Consider the following 17,362-nt stretch of genomic DNA (forward strand, 5'->3'; position numbering starts at 1 on the left):
TCATTTCTTGCATTTGCTTATTTTTTACTCATAGTCTTAATTAGAGCGTTGTTTCTAAGACTGATACAACGCTCATATATCTCCTAATTATCTCAACTCTGAACCTAACTTCAACGCAAATTTTTACCCTCAATTCATCTAATAAGAACAAATGTTTTGTGTTATAATACCCTCATTTAGAACTAATGTTCTATTTAAGGAGGTCTTATGTTTAATCATTGTGAAGAATGTGCACTTAGCACATTAGAATTTAATAATATTTCTGAATTCCCCACGCCAATCTACACTATTGAGCAAATTATCATAGATCACGATTTCGATATTGTGATTATCCCCACTCTTACAAAATCCGGAATCTTTGATAAAACTCTTTTTGTACCACATCTTCCAGATGCTGAATTCCGGGTCTCTCTTGCTCATGAGCTTGGCCATATAATTTTACATGAATTCTTTATTCATTCTGCTCAAAGTGAAGCAAGGGCTGATGCTTTTGCAGCTTATTTCTTAATGCCTTCAGAACATTTTGAAGAGCATGCGCCAGCAATGACTAAATACGACTTGAGCGAATTCTATGGAGTTCCAGTCAATTTTATCAATAAAAGAATGGAATTATCCATTGATCTGATTCAATAGTAACAGAGGTAACTAAGATGACTACTAAAAAAGCGGCTCTATACATACGAGTTTCAACTTCCATGCAAGCAGATCGTGATAGCCTTCCCCTCCAGCGCAGCGATTTAATAAATTATGCGAAATTAGTTTTAAACATCCACGATTATGTCGTTTTCGAAGATGCGGGTTTTTCTGCCAAAAACACTGATCGGCCACGGTATCAGGAAATGATGGATCGAGTTAGGCGACGTGAGTTTAGCCATATACTTGTTTGGAAAATCGACCGGATCTCAAGGAATCTCATTGATTTTTGTGAGATGTATGAAGAAATCAAAAAATATGACACTGCCTTTATTTCTAAGAATGAGCAATTCGATACCAGCTCCGCCATGGGCGAGGCCATGTTCAAGATCATCCTGGTGTTCGCTGAATTAGAAAGAAAGTTAACCGGGGAAAGAGTCTTAAGCGTAATGATCGACCGTGCATCACGAGGACTCTGGAATGGCGGCTTTGCTCCATTTGGTTATGATCTAAATAATGAAGTAGACTTTCCTTTTATAAAAGACTCTGAATCAAAGATAGTACAATATATTTTTGACTTATATGAAGAACTTGAATCAACAATCGCTGTGGCCAGGACCCTTCATATCAATGGGTATGTCACAAGAAACGGTTATACATGGAGCAATGAATCTGTTTATCGTATTTTGAAGAACCCGTTTTACATTGGAACTTACCGTTACAATTATAGGAAAGCTTCATTAAATCCAAGAAAGCGTAAAGATGAAGGTGAATGGATAATTCTTGAAGATAATCATGAGGCAATTATTTCAAAAGAACAATTTTATCGAGTACAAGAGACAATAAAAAAGAATCATAAAGGGGGTAGTCAAGCGCACCGAAAAAGCTCAATCCCCCACATATTTTCTGGAATCGTATTTTGTCAAAATTGCTCAAGTAGGTACACGCCAGGACCTGGTCCAAAGAGAAAAGACGGAATACCGTCTTCTAGATATCATTGTGCAAATTATAATAGTGGTGATCCTTGCTCAGGGTCGATTGGAGACATCTTACTAGTACCATTTGTTTTTAATTACTTAGCAAACTATTGTGAATTGGCAGATAAAATATCAAATCGAATGAAAAACAGTACCATTGAAAAGATACTTCTTAAAGGTAATTCCTTTGTCCATGTCAGAAATCTCTCTACAGAAAGTATTGAAGATATTAAATTCTTTATGTTGAATGATTTAAGTAATTCCAACATTGACCCCTGGAACATTGAAATTCAAAAACCTAAACAAATTATAAAACCTGCACCGATGATTGCTGATGAAATAAAAAAGTATGAAATAGCTATCAATCGTTTAGAAGAATTGTTTTTATTTTCAAGTGAATCGATGAGCCAAAGTGAATTCATAGTAAAGAAAGCAAGACTTCAAGAAAAAATCAATGAATTGAAGCAAAAAGAAATTGATGAATACACGACCCCTCAAGAAGATGACTCAAAAGATCTTTTCGAATTTATCTCTGGTGTTGTTTTTTTCAAGAGCCTCATCAAAAAGAATGTATCATATGACTATGAATTTTTAATGAAATATATGGGCAGAGAAACATTAAGCAAACTATTCCAAGCGGTCATCTCAAAAATTTATGTTAAAAACAGTGTCCCACAGGTAGTTATTTTTAAAAATGGCCTTGTTCACCAATTTATCTGGGAACCCGGGAAAAGAAAAGCTACTTCGAAGATAAATATATTTTTAAAGAAATATGAATCTGAAATTGAGAGTCTACTTGATAATAAAGGGGCGATTACACATAAGGATCTTCGAGAGATGTCAGGAATTAACAAATCTCAATCAGCGCAAATTATTAGGGCATTAGTCAGTAGAAATCTCATCGAACAAGCTCCTGAGCTCGGGAAAGGGTGTTATAAACGAACAAAATAAAATACCTATTCTGCTGATAGTGGAGCGGTTTGTCGGCTATAATAGCAATATGTTTTTACATGTTCGACTGCTCCGCCCGGCTCCGGGAAAACGATGTTGGCTAAAGGTTTTGCCTCTATCCTACCCGATCTGACCATCGACGAAGCGCTGGAAATCACTAAAATCCATAGTATTTCAGGACTGTTAAAAAACAATGCGATCATCAGTCAGCGGCCTTTCCGTTCCCCTCACCATACCATTTCCAAGGTCTCCCTGATCGGCGGTGGTCGAATTCCCAAGCCCGGGGAAGTATCCCTGGCACACCTGGGAGTGCTATTTCTTGATGAATTGCCCGAGTTCCAAAAATCGGCACTGGAAGTTTTGCGTCAGCCAATTGAAGATCAGGAGGTGACCATTTCCCGGATCAATGCCTCCCTGACTTTTCCGGCCAGTTTCACCCTGATTACCTCGATGAACCCCTGTCCCTGCGGTTATCTCACCGATCCCGCCCATGAATGTATATGCACCCCCCAGCAGATTAAAAACTATCAGGGCAAAATATCCGGACCGCTGATGGATCGACTGGATATTTTTGTAGAAATCCCCAGCACCACCTACGATGAACTGCAAACCAAACCCAAAGGCGAAACCTCTCAAGTGATTAAAAAACGGGTCGATGCAGCCAGAGAACGCCAAAATGTGCGCTATCAGAAGCTGGATATTTTTTATAATGCCCAACTCACCCCCAAACTGATGGAGACCTTTTGTCACCTTGGTCCGGCCGAAGAAAACCTAATGGAAAAGGTCTATACCAAAATGAAACTCAGCGCTCGGGGCTATCACCGAATTTTAAAGCTGGCCCGCACCATTGCCGATTTAGAGGGGTCCGAAAGCATTCAAATGGTCCACCTGTCTGAAGCAATTCAGTATCGCGGCATGACTAAGCTGGCCTAGATACCCGCTCGTACTTTTATTCACGCTTTAAAAAAACGACTGTCAGTGATCACTGACAATCGTTTTTTTTTATTTTCGACTTAGCGAATTAGCAAATTGGTCCTCATTTTTTCGCAGATACCAGAGTCCCGCGACACCGACTGCAACCAGTACCAGACTGATTAGCTGAGCGATACGGAGTCCCATAAACATCAAACTGTCGGTTCTTAAACCTTCAATAAAAAACCGCCCAACTGAATATAGACCCAGGTAGACAAAGAGTAATTCGCCATCAACCTTTTTAATTTTGTCTTCATAAAAAAAGATAAAACCAAAAGCCAACAAATTCCAAATCGATTCATAAAGAAAGGTCGGGTGCACCTTGATTATTCCCAGAGCTGCGTCGTTAACGGTAATCGCCCAGGGTAAATCAGTTTGCGAGCCATAGGCTTCCTGGTTGAAATAATTCCCCCAGCGGCCAATGGCTTGACCGAGAGGTAATGCCGGTATCAGTACGTCTGCCAAAGCAAAAAAACTGATCTTCTTAACCCGGCATAAAACAAGTGCCACAATCACACCGGCAATAATGCCACCATGGATAGCCAGCCCACCATTCCAAATCGCAAAGATTTCTTCCGGATGGGCAGCATAATAGTCATAGCTGAAGATGACATAGTAAAGCCGTGCCCCAATGATCACCGCTGGTGTCATATACAAAAAGAAATCCATAATAATTTCAGGATCAATGCCGTATTTAGGCGCCCGTTTAAGAGCAATGAGCAACCCGATCAATAATGCCGCGGCAATTAAGACCCCATACCACCGGACTTCAAGACCAAATGCGGTAAATGCGATTGGGTTTGGCGCGTTCATCATTAGAGAATAGTAGCCAATTGACCGTTTTTAGCACCGGCTGCATTACCTTCTTCAACGTCAAGGTGCATATCCAATTTAAATTCCGGATGAACCCGAACCAGGACATTGTCAAAAATTAGTCCACGCGGTCCATCTAATTTAACTGAGACGATGTCCCGGTCCTTTAAGCCAAAAGCGGCGCCTTCTTCCGGACTCATATGAATGTGCCGAGCCGCCACAATGGCACCCTTGGCAATTTCGATTTCGCCCGCTGGTCCAATAATTTTCACCCCTGGAGTATCGGCGATGTCACCAGAATTTCGAAGCGGTGCCTTGATCCCTAAAGCAAAGCCATCACCAACTGAAACTTCCAATTGCGTTTCAGGACGAACCGGTCCCAGAATCCGAATTCCTTTTAATGTTCCTTTAGGTCCAACCACATCAACTTTTTCTTCTGCGGCATATTGCCCCGGTTGAGATAAATCTTTCATTGGTGTCAATTGGTAACCTTTACCAAATAACGCCTCTAAATCTGCCTGTGATACATGAATGTGTTTGTTTGATAACCCGATGGGTACTTTTCTTTCCAATTTATGTCTCCTTAAATTAATAAATTTTTAACAATCTTTATTCTATCCAATAACCAATGAAATGTTAAGATAATATTTTGTCTTCTTTGCTTTTTTTCGATTTTTTTATTTTTTGGCTTAATTCCAGCATTTCCTGAGCATGTTCCCAGGTTTTACGGGTCACTTCTGCACCGCCAAGCATCCGGGAAAGTTCCTCTTTTTTACCCTTTTCGTCAAGCGGTAGAAAACTGACCTCAACCGAATCGTTTACGGCTGTTTTTTCAACCATAAAATGCTGGTCTGCCATCGCCGCAATCTGGGGCAGATGGGTAATACAGATAATCTGTCGGCCTCGCGGCGACGTAACACTGAGGGCCTGAATCTTTTCTGCCACCACCTGCGCTGTCCTTCCACTGATTCCTGTATCAATCTCATCAAACACCATCGTTTCAATGGCATCCAGTCCTCCGAAGATACTTTTTAAGCTTAGCATAATTCGGGATATTTCTCCTCCTGAAGCAACCTTACCGAGGGGTTTCGGGGCCTGGCCCGGATTGACAGAAATTAAAAACTCCACCGTATCCTGCCCATGAGCAGCCACCCGACTAAGATCATGTTCCACGGCAATTTCCACCTGAACCTTTTCCATGGCGAGTTCACCCAACTCTTTTTGCAGTGCTGTTTTTAAAGCCCCAGCCGTTTTTAAACGTAACTCATAAAGATTATTACTAATCGTATAATACTTATCTTGAATGCCGCTTAATTCCTGATAATAATGCTGTAAACTTTCATCCCGATTGAGTAAGCTTTTTAAACGGATGCCGATTTCTTCGGCATAAGTTAGAATCTCTGCAATATCCTGCCCATATTTCCGTTTAAGCCGGGCAATGATGCTTAGCCGGCTCTCAATTTCGTCTAAGCCTCCCAAACTGTATTCCATATCTTCCAGATAGGATCGAATTTCAAAAGAGAGGTTTTCTGCCTCACTTAACATGCCATTAACGATTTCTAATTTAGCCTCAAAGCTACTGTCAATTTTAGCAATTTCGGCAATACTTTCTGTCAGTAAACCCAGCGCATCAAGAATCATCGGCTGATTCGAGTTTTCACCCCTGAGCAATTCATATGCCTGACTGGTATGGGTAAAAAGGCGTTCGCGGTTTTCCAGAATCCGTTTTTCCCCTTCCAGTTCTTCATCTTCACCAATTCTCAGGGCCGCGACCTCGATTTCATTAATTTCAAACTGCAGGTTTTCTTTTTCCCGCTCTAATTCCCGTTCATTGGTTTCCAGTTCTGAAATCTGATCTTTAATCCGTTTAATTTCAATCGCAGCAGCGGCGGCCTGTTCCCGATATTTCCGGCTTTTTTCACCACCAAAGGCATCCAGCAACTGACGATGATTTTCTCGTTTAAACAGCGATTGATGCTCATGCTGGCCATGGATATCAATCAGTTTGTCGCCCAGTTTTTTTAGCTGGGCGACGGTGATAATTAAACCGTTGGCGCGGCAGATATTGCGACCCCGATCGTCCATTTCCCGGGTCAGTATCAGTTGCTCTTCTTCCATGGGGATACCATATTCTTCGCATTTATTGATCAAACCTGGCTGTTCACTGATATCAAAAAGCCCCTGTACCGTCATCTTATGTTTTCCCTGACGGATGTTTGTTTTATTGCCGCGATTCCCCAAAACCAGCGTCAAGGCATCAATAACAATGGATTTCCCTGCTCCGGTTTCCCCTGTAATCACATTGAGTCTCGGATCAAAATCCACCGATAAATAATCAATTAGCGCATAATCGTTCACAACGAGATTTCTCAGCATAGAGCCCTCCCTATTTCATCAGCTTTTTGAATTTACCCACAATTTCACTCACCATGTCCCGATTGCGAACAAGCACAAAGATCGTATCGTCTCCGGCGATCGTTCCCACAATTTCACACCAGTCCATGGAATCGATAGCCAGGGCTGCTGCCTGGGCCATCGCCGGAAGGGTTCTCAGCACAATGGTATTTTCGACATAATCGATGGTTAACACCGATTCTTTAAAAACAGCGGTAACCCGTTCAATATAAATGGTGCCAATATCCTTAAGGGGAGCATAGTGTTGCACCCCTTCGTGACTGCTCACCTTGATCAGTTTTAACTCCTTAATATCCCGGGAGATAGTTGCCTGAGTTACTGCAAAACCGGAATCTTTTAAGGCCTGAGCCAGTTCTTCCTGAGTTTCGATACGGTTATTTTCGATGATTTCAATAATTTTTAATTGTCTGGATACTTTCATGTCTTTTCTTTCCTCCACAGTACAATTTCTGTCGCTTCAGTGCTGGGTTTTACGTTGATCATTGTTTTTATTTATGATGCTAATATTCACTGGAAAGTTTGATCCTCAGCCGATCATAACTACTCATCTGATTGAGACGGATCAAGCGGGTACAATACGTCGCTTTTTTAATTTTAATCAAATCCTTCGGTGTAATCGAAACCGTGGTCTGCCCATCAAAGGTGACCATAATATCTTTTTCGCGGTCTCCAAATTCCAGATTAATCACTTCTTCCTCTGGTAAAATGTAGGACCGGTCGTGCAAGCGATGGGGGCAGATCGGGTTTAAAATCATCACACTGGCCTGAGGCGATACCACTGGTCCACCAGCAGCCAGCGAATAACCAGTGGAACCGGTAGGGGTAGCAATGATCAATCCGTCAGCCCGAAATTTGTCAATCGTTGAGCCACCTGCTTTGGCCTCAATATCCATCATCCGAAAACCGCCGCTTTTAACCAGAACATCGTTTAAGGCGATATAAAAGCAGGCACTTTCATTTTCTTTTTTAATACTGCAACTTAACATCATCCGCTCTTCAATATAGTAATCGCCGGCGCTTAAATTTTTTAGCGACTCTTCATAATTACTGGCCTCGCCTTCAGTTAAAAAACCCAGCTTGCCCAAATTAATGCCAAAAATCGGAATCGAATAAAAACAAACCTTACGGGCGACAAACAAAAGGGTACCATCGCCCCCCAGAACCAGAATACAATCCGGTTTTCGAAAAAAAAGGGTTTTGGGATAATAACGAACACCTTCATGAGGATATTTAATCTGGCCTTCCAGCAGGGCTATATTAAACCCGTGACGGATCAAATAGCTGATGCATTTTTCAGCCAGAGCAGGACTGTCCGGCTTATCCATATTTAAATAAATACCAATTTCCTTAAAGTCATTAAATTCCAATCTTACTCACTTCCTATTCGTTCTGAGGTTCTTTCTTTTTTTTGCAGCTTTCATGGGCAATGGTCACCACTGAATGAATCTGCGCTGACCAGTTTTCTTCAATCTCCGGCTCAGTATTTTCAACCAAAACTAAAAACTCGATGTTTCCCTTAGGACCCTGAATTGGTGAAAAATCCAGACCTTTTATTAAAAAGCCCTGATTTTCGATGGCGGTAATCACTTCAAACAAAATCGATTCATGCACTTTTTTATCCCGAATGACACCGTTTTTACCGATTCTTTCCCGTCCTGCTTCAAACTGTGGTTTAATCAGCCAGATTCCCCGAGCGCCGGGTTTCATAAACAATTTGATTGCCGGGATCAGCTTGGTGATCGAAATAAACGATACATCCATAACGGTTCCGTCGACTATCTCCGAAATATTCTCAGCCGTCAGATACCGAAAGTTCGTCCGCTCCATGGAAACAACCCGAGGATCATTCCGTAACTTCCAGTCCAATTGTCCATAGCCCACATCCACGGCATAAACTTTTTTCGCACCGTTTTGCAGCAGACAATCGGTAAAACCGCCGGTCGATGATCCAATGTCGATAAAGGTTTTTTCGGCAACCGTCATGTCAAAGACGGCCAGTCCTTTTTCGAGTTTTAAGCCGCCGCGGCTGACATAGGGCATATCACTGCCCTTAACCTTAATGGTCGCTTCAGTATCAACCAAATCTCCGGCCTTATCCTTGACCTGATCATTGACCTGAACCAATCCCGCCATAATGGCTTTTTTAGCCCGCTCCCGGGTATCAAAATAATTCAGGCTGACTAATAATTTATCTAAACGTTCTTTCAATTTTTCCTCTTTTCATGGGTCCGTTTTCATCTGTATTCTAATTTTCTTGTAAACTGTGAATCATGATTCTGTTTTGTTAAAACAAAACAGTTCCTTTATTTCTGGCGGCGGCAAATATAGCGTGCCAATTCCTGGAGAAAAACGGTACGCTCACCAATCGGTTTGAGCATTTCAATGGCTTCGGTTTCGAGTTCATCGACCCGCAGTTTTGAAGCCTCCAGACCGTAGAGTGATACAAAGGTGGATTTATTATTTTTTTCGTCGCTGCCAATGGGCTTGCCCAGATCCGCCTCCGTACCTTCAATATCCAGAATATCATCGACAATCTGAAAAGCCAGGCCAATGCGATGGCTGTAACTGATCAGTCTCCCCTGGGTAGCCGGTTCAGCGCCGGCAATGAGACAACCGCTCTGAACACAGGCCTCTAAAAGGGCAGCGGTCTTATGCAAATGAATATAGTCCATTTCATCGAGACCGATGACCTTATCTTCACTGAGCATGTCCGCCACCTGGCCACCGATCATTCCCAGAACCCCGGAAGCACCCATGATCGATTTCATCGCATTAAGATAATTTATCAACCCGTCGCCCGTGAGCCCCTGGGTTCCCGCAAGCATCGTTTCAACCGCATAATTGAGCAGTCCATCCCCGGCCAAAATCGCCATCGCATCGCCATAAACTTTATGATTGGTCGGTTTTCCCCGCCGCAGATCATCATTATCCATGGCCGGCAAGTCGTCATGGATCAGTGAATAGGTATGGATCATCTCAATCCCCATGGCCAGGGGTTTGATCGCTTCCAGATCGCCTTCCAGGGCCCGACAGGTTTCCATCATCAAAATCGGACGCAGTCGTTTGCCCCCGGCAAAAAGACTGTACCTCATGGCATCGATAATCACTTCCGGGGTATCCAGGTTTTGTTGAAAAACTTTTTCGAGTTCCCCATTAAATTCGATAACCCGGGCACTCAGCATGTTTTTAAAACTGCTCACGTTTCCACACTCCCCTCGAATTCCTGTTCTTCGCCATCAATCATGATCGTTATTTTTCCTTCAAGGGTATCCAAATCGGCACTGCACTCATTAATGAGTTTCATTCCCTCTTCAAACAGTTTCATCGATGCCTCAATTTCCTGATTATCTTCTTCGAGTAGTTCTGCAATGGTCTCCAGACGACTCATTTTAGTTTTTAGCTTTTTAACTGCCATTATTTATTCTCCTTAGTGGCTGAAATGTTTGCCTTTGCCTCACCATCTCTAAAGTGGAGGGTCACTAACTGATCAAGCGTTAAACCCGTTACCGACGCAACCGGTAAGCCTTTATTATCCGTCACCCGAACATAACCTTTTTTGAGCACATTTTGCGGACTCATGGCTTCGATCCGGGTTTTAAGATTGATAAGTTGTTGTCGCTCATTTTTAATCCGGCTATTTAGCAAGCGAAGCATCCGATCATTAATGCGATCCAGGTCAAGACGCATCTCTTCGATCCGTTCTTTCGGACGAAACCGCAGAAACTCTTTTTTCATCCGCATCAAGATTTCACGGTTTTTGTCGATTTTAGCTTCCATGACCTGAATCAGACGGCTTTTCTGGGTAACCAGCGCACGAATCATACTCAGGGTTTCTTCGGCAACCAGTTCTGCTGCTCCTGAAGGGGTTGGGGCCCGTAAATCGGCTACAAAATCAGAAATCGTATAGTCAATTTCATGACCCACGGCTGAAACAATCGGTAATTCCGATTCATAAATGACTTTGGCCAGATGCTCATCATTAAAGGCCCATAGGTCTTCAATGGAGCCGCCGCCCCGACCGATGATAATCACATCCACAGACGAGGCGGCATTAAAGGTCCGAATACCCTTTATGATATTTCCGGCCGCTTCATCCCCCTGTACCAGGCTGGGATAAATGACGATATCGATCAGCGGGTTTCGGCGTTTGATAATGGAAATCATATCTTTGATCGCCGCTCCGGTGGGAGACGTGATCATCCCCACCCGGCTGATGATTTCTGGAAGCTTTTTTTTATGCTCCCGCTCAAAATAACCCTTGGCCTCCAGTTCATCTTTTAGCACCAGATAAGCCTGGAATAGATCGCCAAGTCCCTGAGGTTCCATCGATCGCACCGTTATCTGATATTGTCCGCTGGGCAGATAGACACCCAAACTCCCCCGCAGTGTCACCTTCTGACCTTCTTTGGGCAAGAATTTAAGCCCAATAGCCGCATTTTTGAACATCACACAATCAATTTTACTGCCGGCATCTTTCAGGGAAAAATACAAATGTCCCGATGCCGCCCGTTTCACATTGGAAAGCTCCCCCTGGATCACCATGTTCCTAAGGAGACTATTCGATTCCAACAGGGTTTTAATATATTGGTTAAGCTCAGATACACTGAGAATTTTTGCATTTGTCACCGACTGCACCTCATGCTTTTAAAATAATCCATTCCCATCAGGGCATTTCCCGCGGCATTATCGCGGGCGTATTCCCCCGGGGAAAAATAGAGACTTAGTCCTGATGTTTGCAATTCCTGCGCCACAATTTTTTTAATAATCTGATTTGACATCACACCTCCGGAAAAGAGCACCGATTGAAAGGGGTGCTTTTTTTGCAATCCGCCAATTGATTTTGACAGCGTTTTAGCAATCGCCTTGAGCACCAGATAGGCCACTATTCCCTCGTCAACCCCCGCTCTCAAAAGCTTCTGCGCCTGATTTTCCTGACCTGAAAAATGAAAATCCATCCCATCCATCGTCGCTGAAATCACATCGTTGCGATCAATGGATTCCGGAACTACCTGGTTTGCCAGCGCTTCCAAGGCTTTTCCCGCGGGAAAATCACATCCCATCAATACCCCGATCCGGTCAATTAACTGTCCGGCATTGAGATCCCGGGTCTGGGCAATGATTTCGCAATCATAACCGATTTCTTTCTTTTTTACCAACAGAATTTCTGATGTGCCGCCAGAAAAATGAACCGCCGCAAAGGTCGCTTCCAATTTCTTTGAACCACTGCCATAAATAGCCGCCCGGATGTGGTTTTCCTGGTGACTCACCGCCAGTTGCTTAACAGCCAATACACCAGCCAGAGAACAGGCCAAAGACTCCCCCGCACGAAAGACCGGCATATAAGAGTCAAGCAGTGGCCGGGGTCGCTTTGAATAACAGATGACCTCAATTTCCCGGCCCCGGGGCAGATCTGCAAGCAACATCGGTAAATGATGGATATGCTGAAAAAGGGCATCCGATTGACGAAGTCCTCTTTCTCCTGACTTCACTTCCAATAGGATGCCCTTGTTATAAATCATGTTTTCATTTTCGTCTACCAAGGCAACCGAAGTTGTATAATTACTGGTATCAATGCCAAGACTAAGGGCACTCATTGAGTTCGTCCTTAACTATTTTATTTAAGATACCATTAACGTAATTCTTTCCATCCTCGTCTCCGAATTTTTTACTAAGTTCTATCGCCTCGTTGATGACCACTTCAAATGGCACTTTTTCATTCATATATTTTAGCTCACAAATAGCCAAACGCAGAATTGATTTCTCTACCTTTGGAATTCGATCAATTTTCCAGGTGCTTTTAAGATAGTCATCCAGAATATTATCTATTTCCGGAAGATGAGCTTCGGTGGTGTCGATCAAGGTCTTTCCGTAAACCAGATCCAGCTCATTATCCTCTAAAAAATATGCAATACTATCGGTAAAATCGCCTGGCTCCGGATGAAAATCTAATTGAAATACACCTTTTAGCGCATATTCCCGTTCCTTTTTTCGACTCATGCACGACTCCTTCAGATTCTTTTATTCTATAAAAAGGGGCTTGCACCCCCTATATGCCTGAACCTTCAATTCGGACATTAACCGCCGCTACTTGGAAACCAGCCATCGATTCTACCGCAATCTTAACTTTTTTCTGAACTGCGTTTGAAACCTTGATAATATCGACCCCGGGTTCAGTGATAAGATAAACCCAAATCATCAAACCTTCCGGCTCTCTGGCTATTTTGACACCTTTAATTGTCGAGGCAAGATAAAGTTTATCCATGATTTCATCGGTAATTCTCAATGAAATGCGTGCCACACCGTTAACGCCAGTAGCCGCCAAGCTAACAATCGAAACGATCATTTCGTCATTGATTTTTGGTGACTGATTGTTTTTCATTTCACTTTTCATTATAATAACCTGAGTTCGCTAGATTTCCTGATGACAGTCGCAACCATCCTCACCACAGCATGAGATCTCTTCGTTTAATATAAATGGGGCGCCACAATCCGGGCAAACCACGGTATTATTTTCAAAAGACTCAAATTCGGTGATATAAACATTTCCGCATTCCGGACAAATGATTTCGTAATAGTCTTCTTCATCAAACTCGAAATCTTCTTCGCCATCGAAATCTTCATCTAAAATGAACTCTTCCAGATCAGAAAGATCATCATCAACCATTTCAACATATTCTTCCAGTTCTTCCTGTGCTTCGGTAATGCCATCCAGGGCATCGACAATGTCTTCAAGAATATCCAGAACTTGAACCAGAACCTTGCCTTCGTTAGAAGCCAGATCTAATTCCAGACCATCTACCAAACCTTTGGTATAAGCGACTTTTTCATTAATGTATTTCATTTTATACCCTTTCCATGTAATCGCCCGTACGGGTATCGATTCGAATCTTATCACCTTGTTCGACAAAAAGTGGTACGGTGATAACGGCACCAGTTTCTACCGTAGCGGGTTTATTTGCTCCGGTTGCAGTGTCGCCTTTAAAACCGGGATCGGTTTTAACAACTTCCAATTCCACAAAGTTGGGAGCCACGACTGAAAATGCCACGCCTTTTAGCGACTTTACAGTAGCAATATCATTTTCTTTTAAATATTTTAACGCTTCTTCAACCTGATTCAAGTTAAGTGGAATCTGCTCGTAGGATTCTTGGTCCATGAAGTAGTATAAACCACCGTCTTCATATAAGTACTCCATTTCACGGGTTTCTACCTGTGCTTTAGGGTAACGTTCTGTGGGACTGAACGATTTTTCTACCACTGAACCCGTGATAACATTTCGAATCTTTGTTCGAACAAAGGCTGCACCTTTACCTGGTTTAACGTGTTGAAACTCAATGATGGTAAATGTGTGACCATCCATCTCAAACGTTACCCCTTTTTTAAAATCTCCTGCTGATACCATATTTACCTCCGATATATCGATGTTAATTTTTTCTTCTTAATTCAATGTTATTATTCTATCACATTTATCAGGTGACGTCATCCCAATTTATTATTATCACTGGCGATAAGCCCCCGATCATCTACCGATGAGACATCGATTATGACCACCTAGATCCGTAATCACCTGAATCTCCTGATAGCCGGCATTTCTTAGTAACGCCATCACTGCAGTGGCCTGATCGTCCCCAATTTCCAGCGCCAGAATACCGTCTTTTTCCAAAAACAAATGAGCCTCCCCAATGATCCGCCGATAAAAATCCAGACCGGATTCACCGCCGTCCAGTGCCATATGGGGTTCATACTCCAAAATATCCCGAGCCAAGCCACTCATCTCTTCCCGCCTGATATACGGAGGATTGGAGACAATGACGTGGTAGGTTTTCCCTTGGGGAATAGCGGCAAATAAATCGCCTTCGTAAAGTAAAATAGCGCCATCAACTAATTGGTCGGCATTAATTTTTGCTACCGCCAGTGCCGCCTTGGAAAAATCACTGAGGCTTATATTTCCCTGACTAAAGCATTTCTTAATGGTGATACCGATGGCTCCGCTGCCGGTACACAGATCCAGAACGTTAGCCCCCTTCGGGTACGTTGCCTGTAAATATGCTAGCAGGTACTCCACCATCGGTTCGGTGTCTGGTCTGGGAATTAAAACATCCTGACTGACAAAAAAGTCCATCCCCATAAACGCTTTTTTCTGCAAAATATAGGCGACCGGTTCTAATTGACAGCGTCTCTTTATTGCGCTGCGATAGGTTTCTTCTTGTTTTAAGTCGACCGTTTCCTGTGAATGGGTATAAAAATAGATACGCTCCTGATCTAAAACCCCGCTTAGAAGAATCTCGGCCTCTAAACCGGGATATTCGATTCCGGCCTGATTAAGTGACTGCCGTCCAAAATCTAAAACCTCTTTAATGGTCATTTTTTTCTACCTCAACTTAAAACTCAACATATTTTTTTCACATCTGAACAAGAAAAAAGCCGGTTACAAGAACCGACTTCTTTTTTATTCTGCTGACTCGTTTTTAATGCCGTATTTTTTATTAAATCGATCAACACGTCCACCAGCATCAATAAGTTTTTGTTTCCCTGTGAAAAATGGGTGACACACTGAACAGATTTCCACTTTTAATTCTGGTTTGATAGAACCAGTTTCAAATGTATTTCCGCATGCACATTTAACTATTGATTTGCCGTAATTTGGATGAATGCCTTCTTTCATCGAATCCACCTCGTTTCTTATTTATTTAATTGCTCATTGTTATTTTATCAACCGTGATATTATATCAAACTTTTCTTAAAAGATCAAATATTTTGTGCTTTATATTTATTAATAAATTTTTTCATAAATGCATCGTTGTCTTTGGTCCGTTCCAGAATGGAGATAATCTTATCGGTGAGATCGTAGACCGTTGTTCCCTTGTAAAGTTTGCGGATATCAAAGCTTACTCTGAGCTCTTCAGCGGTCAATAGTTTTTCTTCCCGACGGGTGCCAGAACGGTTCAAGTTGATCGCCGGGTAGATTCGTCGCTCGGCTAATTCCCGTTCCAGATGCAACTCCATGTTACCGGTTCCTTTAAATTCTTCGAAAATAATGTCATCCATGCGGCTGCCGGTATCCACCAGAGCCGTTGCCAAAATGGTTAAACTGCCACCTTCTTCGACATTTCGGGCGGAACCGAAAAACTTTTTCGGAAAAAACAGTGCCTCCGGATCAAGACCACCAGACAAGGTTCGGCCTGAAGGCGAAACCACCAGATTGTTTCCCCGGGTCAGCCGAGTTAAACTATCCACCAGAATCACCACGTCTTTTCCCTGTTCGACCAGCCGTTTGCCCCGTTCCAACACAATTTCTGCCACCTTGATATGATTTTCCGGGGGTTGATCAAAGGTTGAATAAACAATATCCGCATCGATGGAGCGTTTCATATCAGTGACTTCTTCCGGTCGTTCGTCGACTAACAGAATAATCAGCTCAATCTCCGGATAATTGGTGGTAATGCCGGTGGCGATTTCCTTTAGCAAAATGGTTTTACCAGCTTTGGGCGGGGCCACAATCAGTCCCCGCTGACCTCTTCCCATCGGTGAAAACAAATCGATCATCCGAGTTGACACCACATCCTGGGTGGTTTCCAGAGTGATTCGCTCTTCCGGGAAAATCGGTGTCAGCCGCTCAAAACGGGGTCGATTGGCAATTTTTTCAGGAATGTCGCCGTTGACCTTTTCCACATAAAGCAGGGCATCGAATTTTTCATTTTCGCTGGACATCTTAATTTTTCCCAGGATTTTATCCCCAGTACGGAGATTAAAGCGCCGGATCTGGTTGGCGGCCACATAAATATCGTGGTCCCCGGATAAATAATGGTTGGTTCGCAGGAATCCAAAGCCATCCGGATTGACGTCCAGAATCCCCTCCTGAGCGGTTTTAAAGCGGTCGAGATCCTTTTTATCGTCCACATAAAGCATGCTGTTTATTTTTTGAATAATGTCCGCGGTTTTCGTCCCGTTGACCTTTTCCAGAAACAGCATCGCTGAATACTTTTCCCCAGTTTTGGGTGGACGCACCTTACCACTTAGGACATCTCCGGTTTCCAGCTTGAATTTTTGTATCTGGGACCCGGAAATATAAACAAATTCCTCATTGGATTTCATCTCTTTATTTTTGACAAAGCCAAACCCCTCTGGCAGAATCTCCAGATTTCCTTCCACCACCACGACATTGTCCATCGAGTCTTTTATTTTGTAATAAGGAGAACGGGCACCATTTCCATTTGACCCATTGACAATGCGTTGAGTCGATTGAGCAGGGTATATTTTAACGCTTTCTTTTTTTTCTACTACTGGTGTCACCGTTTTTTCTTTGTGATTTGTTTCGCTTTTTTCGTCTGTCAATGGCTCTTTTTCCTTTGTGTTGTGATGTTGATTTTGAGCGGCGGACTGATCAGCCGAGGTCTCTAATTTTTCTTCAATGGCCTCGATGAGTTCAATTTTTTTAAGCCGACTTATTTTTTCGATCCCCAGACGCTCTGCCTGCTTTCGCAATTCAACAACCGTTAAATCTTCCAGTGATTTCTTTTCCAATATGTGCCTCCATGGGTTTTTAGATGTTTAAGTAGTTTATCTTAGAATAGATTGGTTTGATCCGTTTTTTCGATATTAT

Annotated in this window: 19 protein-coding genes and 1 pseudogene; 3 read left to right on the forward strand and 17 right to left on the reverse strand. The window is 42.8% G+C overall.

The genetic code is table 11. The features are described 5' to 3' along the window. Positions 1-207 precede the first annotated feature (207 nt). The 3 genes and pseudogenes from ACIZ62_RS13050 to ACIZ62_RS13060 form a co-directional block, all read left to right on the forward strand. Positions 208-633 (forward strand): ImmA/IrrE family metallo-endopeptidase, encoded by a 426-nt coding sequence (locus ACIZ62_RS13050; RefSeq protein ID WP_414150345.1) that lies wholly within the window; start codon positions 208-210, stop codon positions 631-633. Between the two features lie 17 nt (positions 634-650). Next, on the forward strand, positions 651-2,561 hold the full coding sequence (locus ACIZ62_RS13055) for a recombinase family protein (protein WP_414150346.1): 1,911 nt from the start codon (positions 651-653) through the stop codon (positions 2,559-2,561). A gap of 81 nt (positions 2,562-2,642) precedes the next feature. Then, positions 2,643-3,494, forward strand: a pseudogene (locus tag ACIZ62_RS13060) (YifB family Mg chelatase-like AAA ATPase); the annotation flags it as partial. Positions 3,495-3,563: 69 nt separating this feature from the next. Here ACIZ62_RS13060 and lgt read toward each other — a convergent pair. From lgt to rho, 17 genes are all read right to left on the reverse strand, one after another. Then, positions 3,564-4,349, reverse strand: a complete 786-nt coding sequence (gene lgt, locus ACIZ62_RS13065) for a prolipoprotein diacylglyceryl transferase (RefSeq protein ID WP_414150347.1) — start codon at positions 4,347-4,349, stop codon at positions 3,564-3,566. Beyond that, positions 4,349-4,918, reverse strand: a complete 570-nt coding sequence (pduL, locus tag ACIZ62_RS13070; RefSeq protein WP_111889421.1) for a phosphate propanoyltransferase — start codon at positions 4,916-4,918, stop codon at positions 4,349-4,351. The genes lgt and pduL overlap by 1 nt, the downstream gene beginning before the upstream one ends. A 64-nt stretch (positions 4,919-4,982) precedes the next feature. Next, a complete protein-coding gene (gene recN, locus ACIZ62_RS13075) occupies positions 4,983-6,722 on the reverse strand; it encodes a DNA repair protein RecN (RefSeq protein WP_322519414.1) in 1,740 nt (579 codons plus the stop codon). A 10-nt stretch (positions 6,723-6,732) separates the two neighbouring features. Continuing rightward, positions 6,733-7,182, reverse strand: coding sequence for an arginine repressor (locus tag ACIZ62_RS13080; protein WP_111889419.1), 450 nt, complete (start codon positions 7,180-7,182; stop codon positions 6,733-6,735). Between the two features lie 79 nt (positions 7,183-7,261). Further along, positions 7,262-8,128, reverse strand: coding sequence for an NAD(+)/NADH kinase (locus ACIZ62_RS13085; RefSeq protein ID WP_242988533.1), 867 nt, complete (start codon positions 8,126-8,128; stop codon positions 7,262-7,264). Between the two features lie 13 nt (positions 8,129-8,141). After that, positions 8,142-8,969, reverse strand: coding sequence for a TlyA family RNA methyltransferase (locus ACIZ62_RS13090; RefSeq protein WP_322519413.1), 828 nt, complete (start codon positions 8,967-8,969; stop codon positions 8,142-8,144). A gap of 95 nt (positions 8,970-9,064) precedes the next feature. Next, positions 9,065-9,961: a polyprenyl synthetase family protein gene (locus tag ACIZ62_RS13095; protein ID WP_204355432.1), complete on the reverse strand. Its 897-nt coding sequence runs from the start codon at positions 9,959-9,961 to the stop codon at positions 9,065-9,067. After that, positions 9,958-10,176, reverse strand: coding sequence for an exodeoxyribonuclease VII small subunit (gene xseB, locus ACIZ62_RS13100; RefSeq protein ID WP_111889417.1), 219 nt, complete (start codon positions 10,174-10,176; stop codon positions 9,958-9,960). Before xseB ends, ACIZ62_RS13095 begins: the two co-directional genes overlap by 4 nt. After that, positions 10,176-11,387: an exodeoxyribonuclease VII large subunit gene (gene xseA / locus ACIZ62_RS13105; RefSeq protein ID WP_322519412.1), complete on the reverse strand. Its 1,212-nt coding sequence runs from the start codon at positions 11,385-11,387 to the stop codon at positions 10,176-10,178. Before xseA ends, xseB begins: the two co-directional genes overlap by 1 nt. Next, the gene (locus ACIZ62_RS13110; protein WP_111889415.1) at positions 11,384-12,355 is read right to left on the reverse strand and encodes a peptidase M22; all 972 of its coding nucleotides are present in this window, start codon (positions 12,353-12,355) and stop codon (positions 11,384-11,386) included. Before ACIZ62_RS13110 ends, xseA begins: the two co-directional genes overlap by 4 nt. After that, positions 12,342-12,758 (reverse strand): transcription antitermination factor NusB, encoded by a 417-nt coding sequence (nusB, locus tag ACIZ62_RS13115; protein ID WP_111889414.1) that lies wholly within the window; start codon positions 12,756-12,758, stop codon positions 12,342-12,344. Before nusB ends, ACIZ62_RS13110 begins: the two co-directional genes overlap by 14 nt. A 49-nt stretch (positions 12,759-12,807) precedes the next feature. Beyond that, on the reverse strand, positions 12,808-13,152 hold the full coding sequence (locus ACIZ62_RS13120) for an Asp23/Gls24 family envelope stress response protein (protein WP_322519410.1): 345 nt from the start codon (positions 13,150-13,152) through the stop codon (positions 12,808-12,810). An 18-nt stretch (positions 13,153-13,170) separates the two neighbouring features. Continuing rightward, on the reverse strand, positions 13,171-13,602 hold the full coding sequence (locus ACIZ62_RS13125; RefSeq protein ID WP_111889412.1) for a CD1247 N-terminal domain-containing protein: 432 nt from the start codon (positions 13,600-13,602) through the stop codon (positions 13,171-13,173). Between the two features lies 1 nt (position 13,603). Continuing rightward, entirely contained in the window at positions 13,604-14,161 is a 558-nt protein-coding gene (gene efp, locus ACIZ62_RS13130) for an elongation factor P (protein WP_111889411.1), read from the reverse strand. Positions 14,162-14,278: 117 nt separating this feature from the next. After that, positions 14,279-15,124 carry a peptide chain release factor N(5)-glutamine methyltransferase gene (gene prmC, locus ACIZ62_RS13135; RefSeq protein WP_414150348.1) on the reverse strand — a complete coding sequence of 282 codons (846 nt, stop codon included), beginning with the start codon at positions 15,122-15,124 and terminating at the stop codon, positions 14,279-14,281. A gap of 84 nt (positions 15,125-15,208) precedes the next feature. Further along, a complete protein-coding gene (rpmE, locus tag ACIZ62_RS13140; protein ID WP_026395220.1) occupies positions 15,209-15,424 on the reverse strand; it encodes a 50S ribosomal protein L31 in 216 nt (71 codons plus the stop codon). 83 nt (positions 15,425-15,507) lie between these two features. Beyond that, positions 15,508-17,283, reverse strand: a complete 1,776-nt coding sequence (gene rho, locus ACIZ62_RS13145; RefSeq protein WP_414150349.1) for a transcription termination factor Rho — start codon at positions 17,281-17,283, stop codon at positions 15,508-15,510. Positions 17,284-17,362 lie beyond the last annotated feature (79 nt).

It is taken from the genome of Acetobacterium carbinolicum (assembly GCF_047456275.1).
Lineage (GTDB): Bacteria > Bacillota > Clostridia > Eubacteriales > Eubacteriaceae > Acetobacterium > Acetobacterium carbinolicum.

Coding starts and splice junctions, on each gene's coding strand:
- ACIZ62_RS13050 (WP_414150345.1), top strand. CDS start 208: ATGTTTAATCATTGTGAAGAATGTGCACTTAGCACATTAGAATTTAAT.
- ACIZ62_RS13055 (WP_414150346.1), top strand. CDS start 651: ATGACTACTAAAAAAGCGGCTCTATACATACGAGTTTCAACTTCCATG.
- lgt (WP_414150347.1), bottom strand. CDS start 4,349: ATGATGAACGCGCCAAACCCAATCGCATTTACCGCATTTGGTCTTGAA.
- recN (WP_322519414.1), bottom strand. CDS start 6,722: ATGCTGAGAAATCTCGTTGTGAACGATTATGCGCTAATTGATTATTTA.
- ACIZ62_RS13080 (WP_111889419.1), bottom strand. CDS start 7,182: ATGAAAGTATCCAGACAATTAAAAATTATTGAAATCATCGAAAATAAC.
- xseB (WP_111889417.1), bottom strand. CDS start 10,176: ATGGCAGTTAAAAAGCTAAAAACTAAAATGAGTCGTCTGGAGACCATT.
- ACIZ62_RS13110 (WP_111889415.1), bottom strand. CDS start 12,355: ATGAGTGCCCTTAGTCTTGGCATTGATACCAGTAATTATACAACTTCG.
- nusB (WP_111889414.1), bottom strand. CDS start 12,758: ATGAGTCGAAAAAAGGAACGGGAATATGCGCTAAAAGGTGTATTTCAA.
- ACIZ62_RS13120 (WP_322519410.1), bottom strand. CDS start 13,152: ATGAAAAGTGAAATGAAAAACAATCAGTCACCAAAAATCAATGACGAA.
- ACIZ62_RS13125 (WP_111889412.1), bottom strand. CDS start 13,602: ATGAAATACATTAATGAAAAAGTCGCTTATACCAAAGGTTTGGTAGAT.
- efp (WP_111889411.1), bottom strand. CDS start 14,161: ATGGTATCAGCAGGAGATTTTAAAAAAGGGGTAACGTTTGAGATGGAT.
- prmC (WP_414150348.1), bottom strand. CDS start 15,124: ATGACCATTAAAGAGGTTTTAGATTTTGGACGGCAGTCACTTAATCAG.
- rpmE (WP_026395220.1), bottom strand. CDS start 15,424: ATGAAAGAAGGCATTCATCCAAATTACGGCAAATCAATAGTTAAATGT.